This is a genomic window from Clostridium sp. CX1 (genome assembly GCF_025398335.1).
In the GTDB taxonomy this organism is placed as follows: Bacteria; Bacillota; Clostridia; order Clostridiales; family Clostridiaceae; genus Clostridium_AM; species Clostridium_AM tanneri.
Genome location: NZ_JAODOO010000008.1, coordinates 56,876 through 75,988 on the forward strand (window position 1 = coordinate 56,876; position 19,113 = coordinate 75,988).

The 19,113-nt window shown below is 31.8% G+C and carries 14 protein-coding genes, 1 pseudogene and 1 riboswitch; of the genes and pseudogenes, 2 read left to right on the forward strand and 13 right to left on the reverse strand.

The genetic code is table 11. From position 1 onward, the window contains the following. Positions 1–37: 37 nt before the first annotated feature. The 8 genes and pseudogenes from N4T77_RS10525 to N4T77_RS10560 form a co-directional block, all read right to left on the reverse strand. Entirely contained in the window at positions 38–484 is a 447-nt protein-coding gene (locus N4T77_RS10525; protein ID WP_261671749.1) for an NUDIX hydrolase, read from the reverse strand. Between the two features lie 142 nt (positions 485–626). Continuing rightward, positions 627–1,391 (reverse strand): peroxide stress protein YaaA, encoded by a 765-nt coding sequence (gene yaaA / locus N4T77_RS10530; protein ID WP_261671750.1) that lies wholly within the window; start codon positions 1,389–1,391, stop codon positions 627–629. 27 nt (positions 1,392–1,418) lie between these two features. Next, positions 1,419–1,799, reverse strand: a pseudogene (locus tag N4T77_RS10535) (HIT family protein); the annotation flags it as partial. 15 nt (positions 1,800–1,814) lie between these two features. After that, positions 1,815–2,081, reverse strand: a complete 267-nt coding sequence (locus tag N4T77_RS10540) for a DUF1653 domain-containing protein (RefSeq protein ID WP_261671752.1) — start codon at positions 2,079–2,081, stop codon at positions 1,815–1,817. 106 nt (positions 2,082–2,187) lie between these two features. After that, complete coding sequence (locus tag N4T77_RS10545; RefSeq protein ID WP_261671753.1) at positions 2,188–2,745, reverse strand: serine/threonine protein kinase; 558 nt, start codon at positions 2,743–2,745, stop codon at positions 2,188–2,190. 228 nt (positions 2,746–2,973) lie between these two features. Beyond that, a complete protein-coding gene (locus N4T77_RS10550) occupies positions 2,974–3,411 on the reverse strand; it encodes a TerB family tellurite resistance protein (protein WP_261671754.1) in 438 nt (145 codons plus the stop codon). A 108-nt stretch (positions 3,412–3,519) separates the two neighbouring features. Further along, positions 3,520–5,220, reverse strand: a complete 1,701-nt coding sequence (locus N4T77_RS10555; RefSeq protein ID WP_261671755.1) for a methyl-accepting chemotaxis protein — start codon at positions 5,218–5,220, stop codon at positions 3,520–3,522. 108 nt (positions 5,221–5,328) lie between these two features. Beyond that, a riboswitch (cyclic di-GMP riboswitch) is annotated at positions 5,329–5,411 on the reverse strand. A gap of 129 nt (positions 5,412–5,540) precedes the next feature. After that, positions 5,541–6,119 (reverse strand): TetR/AcrR family transcriptional regulator, encoded by a 579-nt coding sequence (locus N4T77_RS10560; protein WP_261671756.1) that lies wholly within the window; start codon positions 6,117–6,119, stop codon positions 5,541–5,543. 135 nt (positions 6,120–6,254) lie between these two features. Between N4T77_RS10560 and N4T77_RS10565 the strand changes: the two genes are divergently transcribed. Together N4T77_RS10565 and N4T77_RS10570 are read left to right on the forward strand one after the other, a co-directional pair. Then, positions 6,255–7,103, forward strand: a complete 849-nt coding sequence (locus N4T77_RS10565; protein WP_261671757.1) for a DegV family protein — start codon at positions 6,255–6,257, stop codon at positions 7,101–7,103. Positions 7,104–7,370: 267 nt separating this feature from the next. Then, positions 7,371–8,201, forward strand: a complete 831-nt coding sequence (locus N4T77_RS10570) for a methyl-accepting chemotaxis protein (RefSeq protein ID WP_315903168.1) — start codon at positions 7,371–7,373, stop codon at positions 8,199–8,201. A gap of 104 nt (positions 8,202–8,305) precedes the next feature. Here the strand turns inward: N4T77_RS10570 and N4T77_RS10575 are convergent, their stop codons facing one another. The 5 genes from N4T77_RS10575 to N4T77_RS10595 form a co-directional block, all read right to left on the reverse strand. Beyond that, positions 8,306–9,232 carry an indoleacetate decarboxylase activase gene (locus N4T77_RS10575; protein ID WP_261671758.1) on the reverse strand — a complete coding sequence of 309 codons (927 nt, stop codon included), beginning with the start codon at positions 9,230–9,232 and terminating at the stop codon, positions 8,306–8,308. Between the two features lie 18 nt (positions 9,233–9,250). After that, positions 9,251–11,857: an indoleacetate decarboxylase gene (locus tag N4T77_RS10580; protein ID WP_261671759.1), complete on the reverse strand. Its 2,607-nt coding sequence runs from the start codon at positions 11,855–11,857 to the stop codon at positions 9,251–9,253. 176 nt (positions 11,858–12,033) lie between these two features. Beyond that, the gene (locus tag N4T77_RS10585; RefSeq protein WP_261671760.1) at positions 12,034–15,276 is read right to left on the reverse strand and encodes a DEAD/DEAH box helicase; all 3,243 of its coding nucleotides are present in this window, start codon (positions 15,274–15,276) and stop codon (positions 12,034–12,036) included. A gap of 32 nt (positions 15,277–15,308) precedes the next feature. Further along, a complete protein-coding gene (locus N4T77_RS10590; RefSeq protein WP_261671761.1) occupies positions 15,309–17,144 on the reverse strand; it encodes a MutS family DNA mismatch repair protein in 1,836 nt (611 codons plus the stop codon). 323 nt (positions 17,145–17,467) lie between these two features. After that, the gene (locus N4T77_RS10595) at positions 17,468–18,898 is read right to left on the reverse strand and encodes an APC family permease (RefSeq protein WP_261671762.1); all 1,431 of its coding nucleotides are present in this window, start codon (positions 18,896–18,898) and stop codon (positions 17,468–17,470) included. Between the last annotated feature and the right edge of the window lie 215 nt (positions 18,899–19,113).

Sequence of the window (19,113 nt, forward strand, 5' to 3'; positions counted from 1 at the left end):
GCAATACTTTCTCTAAACCATATTTTCAAATTCTCATCTATCTATAGTATTTATCAATCATTATTCTATGGCTATTAGGCATATTATCTGGCAATTCTTCGTAGCTAAAAAATTTTAGTTCCTTAGTTTCCAAATTATCTATCTCTAATGTACCACTAAAGCTTTTAGTAAAATATCCAACTGTTATAAAATAAGCTTTATCTCCATTAGGGAAATCTATAAAGCAATTTGCTCCTGATGTAGTTCCCAGTAAGTGTAATTCTTTAATATCTAACCCAGTTTCTTCCTTTGCTTCTCTAACAGCAGTTTCCTCAAGAGATTCTCCTAGTTCCGTGATTCCTCCAACTAATCCCCATTTATAGGGAAATGTTCCTCTCTTCTGAAGTAGTACTTGATTGTTATCATTTATTATCAATACATTTACCCCAGTTAGGTTTATTGCATTGTGTCCAACTTTATCACGAATATATTTCACATAGTTCATTTTATCTATTGTTCCTCCTGTTATACAATTTACTCCCTTGTTAACACAATCATAAAAATCTTTAAACCGCCAAGAGTAAAATTTCACCATGTTAGTCCTTAGTCTAAACTTAAAATATTTTATAAATACCTAAAAACACTTTTTATCTAGTAAATACCCATTCTAAGTCAGTAGACAGATATTCATTATAACTATAGCCTTCCTCATCAAACTCTTTTAAATCATTTGATGAAACAATGCTATTCTCAATTATAAATCTGCTCATAAGCCCTCTTCCACGCTTTGCATAAATGGTTATAACTTTATAAACCCCTCCCTTATAATCCTTAAATATAGGGGTTATTATATTTGCATTCAGTTTGCTCATATCTATTGCTGAAGAGTATTCCTTTGACGCCAAATTTATCAGTATGTTATCATCTTGCTTATCTAATTCTTCCTCGAAATAACTAGTAAGTTTATCTCTCCAAAAGCTATATAAATTGTTCCCTGAACTATTTTTAAGTCTAGTTGCCATTTCTAATCTATAGGGCTGTATTAAATCCAGTGGTTTTAGTACGCCATATAAACCAGAAATTATTCTTAGATGATTATTTGCAAAAGACAACTGCTGTTTATTAAGCTTCTTAGCATCTATTCCTCTATAAACTGCACCATCATAAGCTAAGAGAGCCTGTTTTCCATTGGATAGGTTATGTTCTTCATTCCATATTATGTGCCTCATAAAATTTTCTTCTGCAAGTTTACCGTTTATCTTCATTAAGCTCTCCAGCTCAGGTGGAGTATACTTTTGAAGCTCTTTCATTAGTTCACTTGCTTCCTTGACAAAAGTAGGTTTTGTATATAAATCAGTATTTATTGCCTTTTCCATATTCAAAGTTTTTGCTGGCGATAGTATAGCTATCATTTGTAACTCACCTCATTAGGATTCTGTTTATCCATCATATTCAACTAAAGCTGTCTTAAAATTCCTTATGCCTCCCCTAGGGTTATCTACATCTCCTTTATATCTTGGTATAAGATGTACATGAAGATGCATTACTGTCTGTCCTGCATAGTATCCAACATTTACTCCTATGTTGTATCCCCATGGTTCATATTGAATATCTAGCATTTCTTTTACTTCATGCATGAGAGAGTAAATAGCCTTAATCTCTTCTTCTGAAGCTTCAAAGAAATTTTTAAAGTGTCTTTTAGGTATTATCAGCGTATGCCCTTCATTTACTGGAAACTTATCTGTTATAGCAAAGGCTAATTTGTTTTCCGCTATTATCTCTGATTTGTTATAGCTGCAAAATATGCATTCTTCCATTAGTTTTTCTCCCCTTTTCTAATTATGATGAATATCCTCAGATTTTAAGTTTAATTCCTCAAGGCTCATAAATCTATACCTTTGTGCTGTAGGATTTTCTTTTTCCGCTGGTACTTCTTCAAGAAACATCTTTAACGGCCTAGCAAAGGTTCCTCTATTTCCGTATAGCGGCGTATAGATTACTAGTTTTTCTCCTGTCTCTGTATGCTCCGCTATATCTATTACTCTATACCAATGATTTTTGAAATGTCTATAGTACTGATCTATTTGTACGTTTCTTTTCATTACTATTTCTCCTATTCCATTTCTATTTTTAATTAAATTTCTCTATACTTAATTATATACATAATGAGAAATGGTTCAATCAAAATGACTGAACCATTTCATTAGTTTAGTATAAATTTTTCCATTGCAGATATTTATCATTATATTTATCTTTTATCATTCTAAAGAATTGTTCTAAAACACCTGCTCTTTCTAGTGTACTTAATATTTTTACCGGATACTTTTGTACAATAGTATAGGTTTTCCTAGGATCAATTATTCTAATAGATTCATCAGCTTGTACAAAAATATGAGGGGAACGTATATCTAACCGAGTAAATCCTAACTTTTCAAACTCGCATATTAATTCTACTAATTCCAAGGCTAATTTTTCACTAAGAGAATTATTATTTAAATATTCTTTAAGAGTTATTCCTGGTACAAAATCCATAACAATTGAAAATTCATCATTATCATATACCTTTGTAAAAAATCTACTTTTACTTACATTCTGCAAGATAAGAAGCTGATTTTTACAGGAATGTTTACTGTGAAAAACCTTTATTACTTTATCTGGTGGTAAGAAAAAAACTTTTCCTTGAGTACCTTGTCCAATAAACTTTAACTTAGTAATATCAATACCACAATAATAGTTAGAATAATCGTTTTTATCTGATTTGACCATAATTATTACCTCACTTTGTAGTTATTGATTTATCCTTTGTTATACTATATTATATTGGCGATTATGCTGTGAGGTTACCAAGTATTATGTTATTTTTCCTATGCTCCTTAATTCTAACCTTTACTATATATCTTACCACCTATTATAGAACTCCTGTCTTCAAGATAATTAAAAAGATAGAAGTGCAGAAACAATATCCACACTTCTTATATTACCTTTACATAGTATCTATATTAATTCTCTAGCTAATTTTTCTAATTCATCTAACTTACTTTCATAGTTAACAAAAGTTCCATCATAAGCTTCCTTAACAGTCTTAAAATAGTTTATAAAATCCTGCTGCTTCTTTAAGCTTATATTTAACTTGGAGGCAAGAGTATTTAAAAACTCAATCTCTTTTTTATCGAATTCTCCATCTATTAAAGCAACTCCAAATAACTCAAAATAAATTATATTTTTAGCTCTATCTGAAGAATCAATTAGCTCTTTAGCAGCTGATTCCAAAGTTAGCTTTTCTATAGATTCATTATCTAGGGATAGCTCTTCTAGGTATTCATCTATTAGTTCCTTTTCATGGTTGGAAAATACTTCATCCACATTAGACAAAGCATGAACTAAGTTAATAAAAGCAATTCTCTCTTTTTTATTTAACTCCTTTAAAAACATATAAACTCCCCCTTTAGATTAATATAATTTTATATCATAATTATATTATATAGTTAAATATACCACATATCAACTTAATTTTTGTCATTTTTATAGTTATATTACTCTCTATTTTTCCTCAGAAACTTGAAACTTTTCTATATTTTTTACCATTTCCTCCGTTATATCCGTTAACTGCTCAGCGGCACCTGCTATCTCCTGGGAAGAGGCACTTATCTCCTGAGTAGAAGATGATATTTCTTCTACAGAAGCTGAAATATTTCCTGAAGCACAGGACATACTCATAGTGTCTTCGATTATTCTTTCTTTTTCCTTATTAATAGCAACTATATTATTGTGTATATTATTGATTTTAGGAAAAACCTCTTCTATGTAACTGATAACTGTTCTAATACTATCTGTAGAACTGTTAAGCTTTATTACCTGGTCATTGAGCCTGTCATTCATATTGTCTGATGTTTCAGCAATCAATTCCCCTTCATGTAAAACAACTTCAATTAAGGAAGTTATATTCTGTGATGAATTCTTAGATTGTTCTGCCAGCTTCCTTATTTCTTCTGCAACTATTGAGAATCCTCTACCGCTTTCTCCAGCTCTTGCAGCCTCAATAGCTGCATTTAAGGCAAGTAAATTAGTTTGATCTGCAATATCATTTATTATGTTAGTTATTTTGCTAATTTTATTTAAGTTTATAGCAAAGCCTTTTATTTTGTCTCTTACATCATCAAAAGATAAATTTACCTCCTTGATTGATTGTTCAAAATTTACTAAATCTTTATTACTATCCTGAGCCTTATTATTTATAATTTCAACTTCAGAATTTAACATTTTCGCTAGTGATAAAATTTCATTAACCTTTGTCCCAAAGTTATCTAGTATAGTATTTATAGTTACCATTTGTTCCTTCTGAACACTTAGGTTTTTTACACCTTCATCAGTAGATTCAGCAACAGCTTCAGAAGCAACTGCCAGTTCTTTTGACACAGCAGATAAGCTTTCTGTCTGCTGCCTTACCCTATTTGAGCTTATTCCTATATCTTCAACAATTTTCTTAATATCCACCCTAACTTTGTTAATATATAAAGCTATATCTTCAAGTTCATCTCCACTTTTAATATGCATAGGAGTTGTTAAATCTCCTTCGGACATTTTATCAAGTCCATACTTTATCTTTTCTACACTTAAGGATATCTTCTTTGATAAGTTAAAAACCATTAAGATAGTTAAGCTGCACATAACTAGAACTGTAATTATAAGACTTAGGTTCATGATCTTTTTAGTATATGTGTATAATGATACATCTATGTCTGCCCCCATTATGGCTATAATCTCACCTGAAGAATTTTTAATAGGTGCATATCCAGATATAAGTACACCATCGCTATCTTCTACAGGATTCTTTGAATAAGATACCTTTCCACCAAAGGCCTCTAACATTTCCTCCTCTAAGTTATACTTTTCTCCAATCTGGTCGCTTTCTTTAATATTTGCATCTACTAGCATATAGGCACTGCTATCATCTTTTCCCATAATATATAAAAACTTTATACCTGTATCATTTTTATAGGTTATTAGCGATTCCTTTAGCTCTTTATATTCCTTACTATCCATAGACTTATTTTTAATAAGCCTCCCTACCTTATCTCCATCAACAGAACTCACTGCTTTTTTAGCGTTCTCTGCTACATCCTCCTGTACCTTTGAAAATACATGCTGAAAGGTAAATAAATTAACTGTAAATAGTAAAATCATTGAAAAGATAAATATTAATCCTACCCTTTTTAGAATCTTTAATCCTAGTTTTCCCATACCCCTTATGATGCAGTTGTATACATCAATATTCCCCCCTTTTGAAAAATATATTTACACTAAAAAAGACCTGAATTATAAACAGACAACATCATAACTTCTGTTCAGTAAATACAGGTCGGTTGCACAACTAACTCAAAGCTTTCAAGGTACAAAATTATAGAAAGCTTTTTATTGTTTCCTTATAATTAAATTTAACTAATATAAGTCATAGATATATTATCATATAAAACTGTTACATTCAACATTTTTTGTAACTCTTTAGCTATGTTATATGAAAAAACTAGAAATTAATCCATGTAATTACATAAGATAAAATTTTATTCTCTCCTTATATTTCTAACATTTAGCCCCTTAACATGGTAGAAGTTTAAAATAGTATTTGTCATTTCCTTTGGAGTTTTTTCTGTGCCATCCTCCACCCATTTTTTCAGTGCAAACCACAATCCACCAGCGGAAAAATGATTAAAATAACTATTATTTGATACAAAAACTAAATTTTTAAATTTTTCATCTGTTGCCATAGAATTTAAGTATTTTAAATGTAACTCAAGCAGTATTTGATATACATTGTTATCTACAAGTTTTTTTACAAATTCTCTATTTTCATACCAGTATTCAAAATATGTAATAAGCAGATCATATAATGTTATATCATTTTTAGCTGAAATTGTGTTTATAAAATCATTGTAAAATCCATCAACATAGTATTCTAATATAGCTTCTTTTTTAGCAAAGTTTCTATAAACTGTTTGTCTAGTTAAATCTGCATTTTCTGCAATTTCTTTTAAAGTTATTTCACTATAGGGTTTTTTATCCATTAATTCAATTAATGACTTTACAATGAAACTTTTAGACCTTAAAGTTATAGGATTAACCTTTTCTTTCATTTGATTCATTTGTAACTTTTCTCCTTATTTGTGTAACTTATTATATTTAATTGACTTCATACTTTATAGTATTATATTATAAGTATACAAGTGTTACAAGTGTATAACTTGTAACATTTATAACATTTTTTTGAGGTGGATTGTATGCATAAAATAGCTGTAGTAGTTGATAGTACTGCTGTAATTGACAAAGAAATAATTGAAAAAAATAGCAACTTATACTCAATACCATTACGTGTAATAGTTGACGGTAAAGATCTTAGAGATGGTTTAGATATAACTCCAAGTGAATTTTGCAGGAAAATGGAAGAATCCTTGGATCTACCAACTACTTCGCAACCCTCTGCTGGAGAAGTTTTTAAACTTTTAGATGAATTAGTAAAAAAGTACGATCATATTATATACATTACCATTAGCTCTAAGCTAAGCGGTACATTCCAAACAGGACTGTTAGCTAGAGCTCAAATTTCCGAGGATAAAATAACTGTTTTTGACTCCCTATTTACAGCAACTATTCAAAAGCAGATGGCCCTTGAGACTTTGGAGTTAATAAAAGAGGGAGCTAGTATTGAACATATTATTAAAAATCTTGAATACATCAGGTCAAACTCAAGAATATTATTAGTGGTAGATGATTTAGCACATTTGCATCGTACTGGAAGAATATCATTGTCTGCAGCCTCCTTTGGTAGAATGTTAAGTATAAAGCCAATTTTGTCCTTTGAGGAAGGCGAAATATTAGTAAGTCAAAAAGTAAGAACAATGAAAAAAGTATATAACAATTTAATTGAACAAATTAAAAATGAAAAGCTTACAAATAACTCGAAGATTATTCTAGCACATGCAAATGGCTATGATTATGCCTTGAATTTAAAGGAAATGTTGATGGATATATATCCTGAACATGAAATTGTCATTGAAGAGCTATCCCCTGTAATAAGTGTACATACAGGAACTAGAAGCATCGGCTTGTCCTGGATAAATAAGAGATAGAGTTGAATTTTATTAAAAAGTAGCTTCATGGCTATCAAATACCATGAAGCTACTTTTATTTCTATTTAATCGCCTATTTTTAGCTATATAAATGACAAATTACTTTTTTTCGGTTTTATTACTTTTTATTACTTTTTACCAATTTGTTAGAAATATTTTAATAAAAACTTTCATATTTTTGCAATTTTTGCTAATATATTTATATGACATATTAATGTTGTTAAACATATTGTTTAATTTTGTATTAAGGAGGATAAAATTTTGAACATGTTAGATTCTATGTTAAATATTATTTCAGTTCTTGAAGATATGTTTCAAGATGAAGATGCGATGCTTGTAGTATCAGATTTAGAGAAGATAGTATATTACAAAGCTGGAAAAACTGTAGACGCAGGACATGAGGGATTATCATTAAGACCTGGCGATGGCTTACATGAAGTTATTCAGGCAAAGAAAACTTTAAGAGTCATCGTTCCAAAGGAACTATTTGGCACTCCATTTAAAGCCATTACCATACCTTTGTTTGATGAAAATAAACAAATAATAGGTGCTGCAGGAGTAGGTTGGGGTTTAGATAGTAGGGTTAAAATATATGAACAGCTAAGTAATGTTGTTGATAGTTTAGCAAGTTCCATTGAACAAATATCAACAGGCATTAATGATATAACTACAAATGCACAAAACATAGCCTCCTCACAGGAAGAAATGGTGTCTTCCGCTGAAGTGACAAGAAAAAGTGTAGATGATACTTCTAAAATTACAGATTTTATAAGGAATATAGCCAATCAAACTAATCTTTTAGGACTTAATGCATCAATAGAAGCCTCAAGAGCTGGACAAGAAGGAAGAGGCTTTCAAGTAGTAGCTGGAGAAATACGAAAGCTTGCAGTAAATAGCAAAAATGCTGTAAACCAAATAGAACAAGGTCTTAAAGATATGCAATATTCTATAAACTTTATTATGGATATGATAGAAAAAAACACTTCAACAACCCAGTCTCAGGCTGCTGCCTCTGAGGAAATAAGTGCTTCTGTTCACGATTTAAGAAGTCTATCAGATGTCTTATTAAAGGTTACTAAACAGTTAGAAATTAAATGACTAAAAGAAGCCTCTTTTAAGAAGGCTTCCTTTAACCATAACAACATTGTACTGAGTATTTAGGTTAACAATATAACCACTATTTTCCTAACAGCTATGGAAAGCTATCCGATAACACATTTAACTCCTGAGGACTCTACAGCTTCCTTTAAAAGTTCCATTTTCTCCTTATTTGGTGAGTTTACATCTAAAATATCATATGTTAGTCCTAATTGTTCGTATTTTGCTACACCTAGCTTGTGATAAGGTAAAAGATTTATTCTATCTATGTTATTTTCAGCACAAAATCTGCTTATACTTATTATATTTTCCTTATCGTCATTTAAACCTGGTATTATGGGAACTCTGATTACTACAGGCCTTTGCTTAGATATTATGGAAATATTATTTAAAATGGGCTGGTTACTAACCCCTGTAAGCTTCTTATGCTTATCTTCATTCATATGCTTTATATCTGTTAAGAATAAGTCTGTAACAGGTATAAACTTATTAACTATATCAACAGTGGTAAACATTGCACTTTCAACAGCAGTATTTATATATTCTTCCTTGCATGCTTTTAGAAGACTAACTGCAAATTCTGGCTGGTAGGTAGGATCTCCTCCTGAAAGTGTTACTCCACCCTTTCTCTTATAATAAGCACTATCTCTTTTTATAACCTTCATAACCTCATCTACAGTCATAGTCTTTCCACTGAGCTTTAATGCATCATTTAAGCACATATCTGTACATTTTAAATCACTACATCTAATACATTTTTCCTTATTTATGCTTATAGTAACTTTAGCATCCTCATGATTTTTTAAATTAATAGCATTCTCTACACATGCCTTTGAACATTCCATGCAACCTGCACAATTGACCTTATGATATCGAAGCTCCGGCAGTAACTTTTGACCTTCTGGATTAGCACACCATAGACATTTTAGTGGACATCCCTTTAAAAACACAAGAGTTCTTATACCAGGTCCGTCATGAAAGGATAGACTTTGTATATCAAATATTATTCCTGAGTTCCTTAAATTCTTCATAATTTATACTCTCTCTTGTTATATGCTTGTAGCATTATATTCTGTTCTTGCTATGATTTCATCCTGTATTGGTTTTGAAAGTTCTACCCAGTAAGCACTAAAGCCTGCTACTCTAACAATTAGGTCACGATATTTATCAGGATGTAATTGTGCGTCTCGAAGCATATCAGAGTCAACTATATTAAACTGTATGTGGTAACCTCCTTGCTGGAAGTAAGACTTAACTAAATCCACCAGATTCTGAGAACCTTCTATACCCTTCACAGCATTTGGGTGTATTTTCATATTAAGTTGAACACTTCTCATTGCTACGGAATCAAGCTTGATTCCAGATTGGAATAGAGCTATAGGACCATTTACATCGGTGCCTGGTGTAGCTGATAGTACACCGTCCGTTAAACTAACACCGGCTACTCTTCCATCCGGTGTAGCACCACATACCCGTCCGAAAGGTCCATGTGCTGATATTGATAGACCAGCAGGTATCCATTGAAGTCCTAAGTATGTTGTCTCAGATAGACATATTTCGTTGTAGTGCTTCCAGCATTGAACAAATATTGAATCTACATAGTCATCATCATTTCCGTATTTAGGGGAGTTTAGTAAGTCCCTATGTATTCTTTCAAATCCACCGCTAATACGTTTTTGCTCAAGCATTGAGAAGTTTCCAACCTTATCTGCTCTTTCAAACCCAAAGTTTTCTTTTAATGCATGTCTTACATCTTTCAGTGTGTACTTTTCATCCTCAAAAACCAGTTTTTTAATAGCAGCTAGGCTATTTGCCACATTTACCATACCTGAATTTAATAGTGTTACTGATTTATTATACCGAGCTCCATTAGAATCTAAGGGTTTTCCATTCTTAACACAGTCCTTCACCAGTACAGATCCCATAACAAGAGGATTTATCTCCCTGTGCACTGCCATAACATAATTCCAATAGCGCATGTACACTCTTAAAAATCTTTCCTCTACCTTGCACCATGCATTCCACAAATCTTCATAGCTATTGATATCTCCCAAAGGTTCAGTGCAGCGTATTCCTGTTCTTGGATCTACTCCGTCATTTAAAACTATCTCTAGGCACTTAACTTCATTAAAGAATCCCGGATGGCATATACCATGGCATGTACCCTGCATCTGCACCTCAACACAACCACCCATTCCTACATCTCTGGCATCTTCAATGGTTATATTCTCTTCTCTATGATTTTGCAGCAAATGCTGAATACAAGCTTCATTATTAAACCAAGCTGGATATCCTGCACCAGTTTTTGTAGTTTCTGCAGCCTTTATGAGTAACCTGTCGCTTGTTCTGGAGTTTACCATTACACCTAAGGTAGGCTGTATAGTCTGCATACTGATTCCAGCTTCAAGTATTATCTCTTCTAGTTCGTTATCAGCCGCTTTTCCCTCTTTAGTTACTCCACCAACTATCATATGTTGAAATAGGTTTCCTGAAGCTAAAGCTTCCCAACTTCTTGGAGATACATATTCTTCACTGGAAAACTTTACTCTCATAAGCTCCATAAGCTCTAGAGCTTCATCTCTAGTTAATCTCCCTTCTTCTATATCCTTTTTATATAGTGGATATAGAAGTTGTCCCCAACGTCCAGGAGAAAGTCCAACAATTGGACCATCTAATGCAATAGCTATGTGTGCTATCCAAGCTGACTGCAGTCCTTCATAGAATGTTCTTGCTGGTTTTGCTGGAACCCATCTCAAGGTTTCAACCATCTTTAACAATTCATTTTTTCTCTGCTTATCCTCTTCTCCTGCTGCCATTTCCTCTGCCTTATCTGCATAATTCTTAGCCCAATTTATAACACCTTCACAGGCTAATATAGTTGCTCTCCAAAATAAAATCTTTTCAGCTACTTCTCTGGTAGTAGGAACAGTATTTTTTATTTTTTCCTTACATTCCTTTATAATATCCTCTAAGCCTCTCTCTACAACCATATCATAGGCTGGTATCCATCTTCCTTCCATAATAGATATAACGCTTGGAGGAAATATTACAGTTTTGAAGGCATTATCTAAGTCATCATATTCTGGCATGGTTTCTTTTAGGAACTTGTCCGATTCGTCCTCTATACATTTTCCCTCCCAAAACTTACAGGAATCTATTAAAGGTGCAGCATCTTCTTCTTTCATTGCAAAGGTGCCCATTTCAATTATACCTCTGGCTTCTTTATGGCTGCGGCCACCTCCTACTCCAACATCATAAACCTCGTCATTTGAGTTTTCTGCTTTTTCAACCATATGTGAATAGAATTTTTGGCTATACTGTAAATATACTGGAGCGCCCCTCATATATCTAGTTTTCTGCATGGTAATAAGTTCATAGGGCTGAATTGCTGGTGTTATATTTTCAATAGCATACTTATATGCTTTCGCTCTACGAATGAGAAGCGGCTCTCCTTCTGACCTTTTCCATTCCTCTGTGTAAAGAACACTAAATTCTGGATCAAGCATGCACCTGGCTTCTAATAATCTTTTTTTAATTATTCTACCTCTTTCTGTTGTAGGCTCTTCTGATACTTCTCTGGAAACATAGCCTTCTTCTCTCTGCTCTTCATTAGTTGGCGGCCATTTTAATGTTTTTAAATTTTCAAAATCTATCACATTTAATTCCCCCTTCAATGTAGTTAAAATTCTCATACAACCTATTATATCATAATAAATTCAATATTTTCCATATAATTCTCAATTATGTAATTTTTCATAGATATTTGATAAATTACCTTGTTTTTTATTGACAATTATAGATAACAAATAGGAGCTGATTTGTAGTCAGCTCCTTATATCTCAAACAACCCTAGTATTTCTTCCTCAGTTAATGAAGAGAAGTTTTCTCCACTAGATAACTCTTCTCCTAAAATTTCTGATATAAGTTTTTTCTTCTCCTCTTGTAGCAATAATATCTTTTCTTCAATAGTGTCTTTAGCTATAATTTTTATAACCTCTACCACATTTCTTTGGCCTATTCTGTGAGCTCTATCTGTAGCCTGTTCCTCTACAGCAGGATTCCACCAGGGGTCAAAATGAATTACTAGATCTGCAGAGGTTAGGTTCAGTCCTGTTCCGCCAGCCTTTAAGCTTATTAAAAATACCGAGTTTTCTCCATCATTAAAAGCTTTTACCATGTCCATTCTCTTTTCTGAAGGTATGGAGCCATCTAAGTAACTAAAGGCTATTCCTTCTGCATTAATTCTTTTTCCAATATTTTTAAGAACAGATGTAAACTGAGAAAATATTAAAGCTCTGTGACCTTGCTCTAGACTCTCCTGGATAAGCTCCACTAAGGCCTCTATTTTTCCACTGCCTCCACTATAGTCTTTCATGATTACCGATGGGTCTAAACAAAGCTGCCTTAGTTTTGTTATATAAGAAAGTATTTCTATTTTACTATTTTGAAACTCATAATTCTTTACCTTCTTTTGAATAAGTTCCACTGCATAGTTAGCATAAGTTCTATAGACTTTCTTCTGCTCTTCATCTAAATTCACCACTAAGTTTTTTTCAATCTTATCAGGCAGTTCTTTTATAACATCCTTTTTCTTTCTTCTAAGAATAAATGGCTTTATTAGCCTGTTTAAGTCCTCTAAAACTTCTGGACTTTCCCTAAGCTTTTTATGATATCTTACACTGAACCTCTTTTCATCATATAAATATCCTGGCATTATAAAATCAAATATAGACCATAACTCCATAAGAGAGTTTTCTATTGGTGTTCCCGATAATGCAAATCTTCTTTTTGCTTTTATTTCCTTCACCGCAGCTGCATTCTGAGAACTTGGATTCTTTATATTTTGAGCTTCATCTAATATACAATAATCAAATTCAATATTAGTATAGCTTTCTAAATCCCTTTTTAACAGGTTATAAGTTGTTATAAGAACATCATAATCATCAACCTTTTTTATTAGTTCCTCCCTATCCTCTTTGGACCCGTTAACAACTGCTATCTTTAGCTTTGGTGCAAATTTTTCAAACTCAGCTGCCCAGTTATATATTAGTGATGTAGGAGCAACAATTAAGGATTTGCTTCCCTTATTAGATAATATAAAAGTAATAGTTTGAAGAGTTTTACCAAGCCCCATTTCATCCCCTAAGATTCCTCCAAAGCCCAAAAAATCCAGGGTTTTAAACCAGTTATATCCTACCTTTTGATAGGCTCTAAGGTTACCCTCTAAATCTTCCGGTTCCTTAAAGCTCAAGTTTTCTATATTTTTAAATTTATCTTTTATTTCTTTTAAGGCTTTTTTTCCTTTTATAAACCTTAAACTATTTTCCTCTAGGTAGTTATTTAGGAAGAGACCTTTATTACTAGGAATTTGTATACAATTATCATCTATATCCTTTGAAGAAGCTATGTCCAAAAGCTTTAGAAATTTATTAAGCTCCAATTCCTCTAAATCTATATATTCACCATTTTTCAATTTATAGTATTTTAGATTATCTCTAAAAGCTCTTAATATTTCCGCAGTCTCCTCTGGGTTAATATCTCCTATTTTAAAATTCAATTCAAAATAATCATATCTTCCGGATTTAATATTTCCTGTAATGCCCTTTGACCCTATACTTTTTATACCCTTAAAATTTTCGGAGTAATATACTTCTCCTATCTCTTGAAGTTTATTTATTTCTCTTTTAAAAAACCTAAATATGTAGTCCTCTTCCATTAACAAATAAAACTTTCCCTTTATTTCTTCAAAGCCTAAACTTCTAAGAATTCCAATAACCTGGGATTCTTTTTTAGAATCTCTATATACAATTTTCTCTTTATAATCCTCAAAGATATTAAATTCTAAATTTCCATAAAGAACTTTTACTGTCAGCGTAATATCCTCTTCTTCTCTATCAAAGTAAAAGTTGAAGTTACATTTATCTATTACTACTTTTTCCTTTATTGTTTTAGATAAGGTAAATGTAGAAGCCATCATATTAATTTGAGGAATCAACTTTCTTAGTATATTTTCTTCTTCAGAGGCATCTATCTTTATTACCTTAGCTTCATTGAATATTTGAAGATATGGGCTTATTTTATAACAAAATTCATAATCTGGAATATATACGGACATGCCATACAGGAAAATATTGTTATTACAACCTAGATCCTGAGGCATTCCTCCTGGAGACTTAAGAACATATTCACCATTTATTAGTTTCAAATCAAAATCTATAGGAGGAATTTTATTTAAGATTTCTGTTTCTACAGGTCTATAGAAAAAGCCTTCATTTAAATACACTTTATGCTTTTTTATATTCTCAAAAAATTCTCTAACTAAAAACTTAGGTATATTTACGTATTTTCCGTTTATAATACTATCTTCACTTCTGTAAATAGTCTTATTGTTTCCCTTTATCTCCTTTAAAGTCTCAATATAATCTATAAGTCTTTTATCCTTAACACTTAATCTTTGATTTTTTATATCTAAGGTAAAGTTCTTGCCATAATTTATAGGTATATTATTGTAAATAGCTATAAGAAACTGGTTTATATCTTTTAAGATATATAGATTACTGGAACTCATAGACTTTAACCCTATCTTAAATTCAGCGGTAATGTTGCCACTCCATTCATTTCTATTTATGTAAACTTCAATCTTTATTTCCTCTTTGTCGTATTCATCCCCTAATAACACATTTAATAAGTTGCTTTTATTTTTAAATATACTTTCATTATAGATAGTCTCTTCAGCTAAAAGAGGATGATCAACTAGCTTTTCCAGGGCTTTATAAAAGGTTGCTACTAGATGCTTACAGCAATAATTTATTTTTTTAAACTCATTTTTTTCATAATCTAAACAACTGCAGTATGTAGAAAAAATTTTTTTCTTTTCTCCATCCATCTCAATTTTTGTGTTATATTCATTAAAGAGATTTTCTGAAATTACATTGCCATCTATACAAATTAATTTATCTTCATTAGTTATATCTATAGAAGATACTAAATCATTGTTAAAAACCCTTTGCCCATTGGCATAGTTTTTACCACTAGTTTCTTCATTAAATATTTGTAATAGTATATCTTCCTTCAACGTTCCTTCTCCTCGTATAATTTGATTCTTCTTTAATATTTTTCATAATCTCTATCAGCCATATTATTATCTATGTCAATACCAGCCATTCTCATTAGGTATATTGCATTTCTAGTTGTAGAAACCCCTAATCTTAATTTATAGTCGAAATAAATTTCATTGTTTTTATAATACTCTCTAAAGTGATAATTTCTAACTTTCCTATTTTTTTCTTCTATATCAGCCAGTTCAAGGTCATGAGTTGATACCATCCCTAAAGCATTTTCCCTACTTAATTTTTCTATTAAAACTCTAGCACCGGTATGTCTATCCTTAGAATTGGTTCCTCTAAAAATCTCATCTAGTAAGAAAAATACTGGTTCCTTTTCCTTTGTAGCATCTATAAGCTTTCTTATTCTTAAAAGTTCTGCATAGAAAGATGATATATTTTCCTCCAGGTTATCACTTATTCTCATGCAGGTATAGATATTCATTATAGAGCAACAAAAAGCCTCAGCACAAACCGGTGCACCTGCATATGCTAAAACTAAGTTAATTCCTATAGTTCTAAGCAGTGTGCTTTTACCAGACATATTAGAACCGGTTATCAGTAGAATGCTTTCAGTGTTATCTATTTTTAAATCATTACATACCCGATTTTTAGTTATTAGCGGGTGACCTATATTCTTCCCTTCTATTATTAGAGAAGAGTTCTTTAGTTCCGGCATTACCCAATGTGGATAGTCATGATTAATTACAGCTAAGCTGGATAATCCTTCAATCTCTGCAATAACATCTAGCCATTGTTCTATAAATAGGCCTGATTCCTTTTTCCAAGCTTCCAGTCTGATTAAGCAGTGATACTCCCACAAAGTTATACTATTTACTATATGGTAAAAAAAATTAGCTCTGTCGGAAATTAAATTTACCAGTCTAGATAACTTATTAATCTGTTTTGTTGCAGTTATTTTATTCTCATTAACGAGGTTTTCTTTTAATTTTATTAAGTAGCTAGATTCAAATCTTTTTTTCTCTATAACCTTTAACATTCTATCATATGCTTCTATATCTTTTTTGTATTTGTAAATTCCATCTAATATTTTATTACTTTTTTTAGAGTTAATCTTCAGTATAATTACCTGAACTCCTATAGCCATAAGCGGTAAATAATATGGTATACCTTCTAATAAAAAATACAGCAAAATAACTGTCACTGTAATAATCGGAAGAACATGTGCCATAATGATAAAGGCTGAACTAGAAAATAGGCTATTCTTCTCTTTAGCCCATTTAAATAGGGATTCTGGATTTTTCTTTTTTTCTACAGCTATCTGCCCCTCAGCTATAAACCTCTGTCTCCACCCCAGGTTATCTGAAAGTTCCTCTACAGCCTTTTGTCTATCATATATTTCTCCTATAGTATAGTTTGAAGCTGTTAATATATGCTTTAACTTTTCCCTTCCTAAATAAGTACTAGCAGTATTAATATATTGAAAAAGCGACCCTTTTCCAAAAATATCTAAATCCTTTGAATAACTGTGATCCTCCTCTAGAAAGTCTGATCCGGTATCTTCAAAGGATTTCCATTCTCCTTTTAAACGCTTCAAGGAGTTTCCATTTATCTCACCTATCAATGTTGAACATTTTCTATTATATTTAAGTCTACTGTGCTTATTAAGCAAAATTATAAATAATATGGCAAATAAGATTATTGCCAAGGCAAAAAAATAATATTTTTTTAGTGTATAGGAAAAAAATCCACAACCAATAGCAGCAATAAAAACTATGAGCCTTAAGGCTGATATAAAATTAATTGATTCTGTCTGTTTTTTCACCAGCTTTTCATATATAACTTTTCTCTTTAAATATGGGGATTCTATAGTCTTCAAAGTTAACTAACTCTCCTTTCCTGGAAAAATTACATTCAATTTTATATCCATAATGTAACACACTTATAATCTTTATGTCTAGTTTATGATAATGCCTATGATTAAACATTAGATTTTAAAATAACTATAACATCAAAAAATATAAAAATCTATTGAAGCTTCCTTCAATAGAAAAAGAATAAATAGCAGTACTGGTTATATTAGTCTCTAGGAATGTGCGGATTTACCTAAAGGTTCTGCATAATTTGTTGGATTTTTTATGCTTAAAGCACTAATATAATTCCAATACTGCATGAAACTTTATTTATATGATAAAGGGTGAATTAAGCACCTTTTTCCTCTAATATATTTTCAGAGATAGATTGAGAGATATCTTCGCTCTGTAATGAACTGTGCTTATGTGAATATGCAAAATAAACAATTACTCCAATTGCAAGCCATGTGCCAAAATATAGCCATGTTGTCTTTGACAAACTAAACATAAGGAACAAACAACATGCTATTGCCATTAAAGGAAGCACTGGCACTAAAGGCACCTTAAAGCCTCTTTCTAAATTCGGATGAGTTTTTCTAAGAACGATTACAGATAGTGCTACAAGAGAGAATGTTGCTAAAAGAGTCATATTAGCAAGATCAGCTAACTGTTTTAAATCTATAACCCCTGCAAGTAAAGCAGCTAAACATCCTACTACCCAAGTTGAAAACACAGGTACATTTGTTTTTGGGTTTGCATTAGAACAGACTTTAGGAAGTAGACCATCACGACTCATTGAAAATAATATACGTGATGAACCGTAAAGATAAGCAAGAATAACTGCCAAAATACCTACAACTGCTCCAATTGAAAGTATAGAAGCTGCCCATCCCTGTCCAACAGAACTTAATGCGTAAGCCATAGCATCACCAACATTTAACTTGCTGTAATGAGTAACACCTGTTAAAATTAAGCAAACTATAATATATATAAGTGTACAACCTATCATTGATGCAATAATGCCTCTAGGCAGATTCTTTTGAGGGTCTTTTACCTCTTCAGCAGAGGTTGAAACTGCGTCAAAACCTGCATAGGCAAGAAATACAGATGCTGCACCAGCAAATACTCCTTTAAAACCAAATGGCATAAAAGGCTTCCAATTTACTGGTTTTATAAAAAATGCACCTACAGCAACGAATAAAACTATAACGCCAAGTTTTACAAATACCATAATATTATTTACCTTTTTACTTTCCTTTGTTCCCTTTGATAGAAGAATTGTAATAAGCAATACTACAATAACTGCTGGAGCATTAACTATGCCTCCTTCACCTGGAATATTAATAAATATACTAGGTAAATTAAATCCACATTCCCTTAGTAAACTATTAAAGTATGCTGACCAGCCACCAGCTACAGTTGCAGTACATACCACATACCCTATAAAAAGTGACCATCCAACTAAATGAGCAATGAATTCACCTAAGGATGCGTAAATGTAAGCATAAGCACTACCAGAGGTTGGAATTGATGATGCAAACTCAGCATAACATAGAGCTACAAGTATACATGCTATAGCAGAGCCTATAAATGAAAGGACAACGGCAGGACCTGCGTCTCTTGCGGCAACAACACCGGTTAAAACCATTACACCAGTTCCAATTGTTGCACCAATACTCATTAATGTTACATCAAATGCACCTAAAGATCGTTCTGAAGAGCTGTTTTTATTACTGTCTAAAATAGAATTTACGTCTTTTTTTCTAAAAAATGACTTCATATGCTAAGCCCCCTATAAAATATATTTATGTACTGATTATACTGGCTTGACTACAAAATACTTCTCAATGCTTCACAAGGCTTCATAAAAAAAATGGAATGATTTTAAAATTCTCAATCTTTGAATCATTCCATTTAATGCTGAATGATTTGGAAAAACTTTCCTTGTAGTCTATTTTCAGTCATATGAAGTTCAATTTGTAGTAAAGATCATAA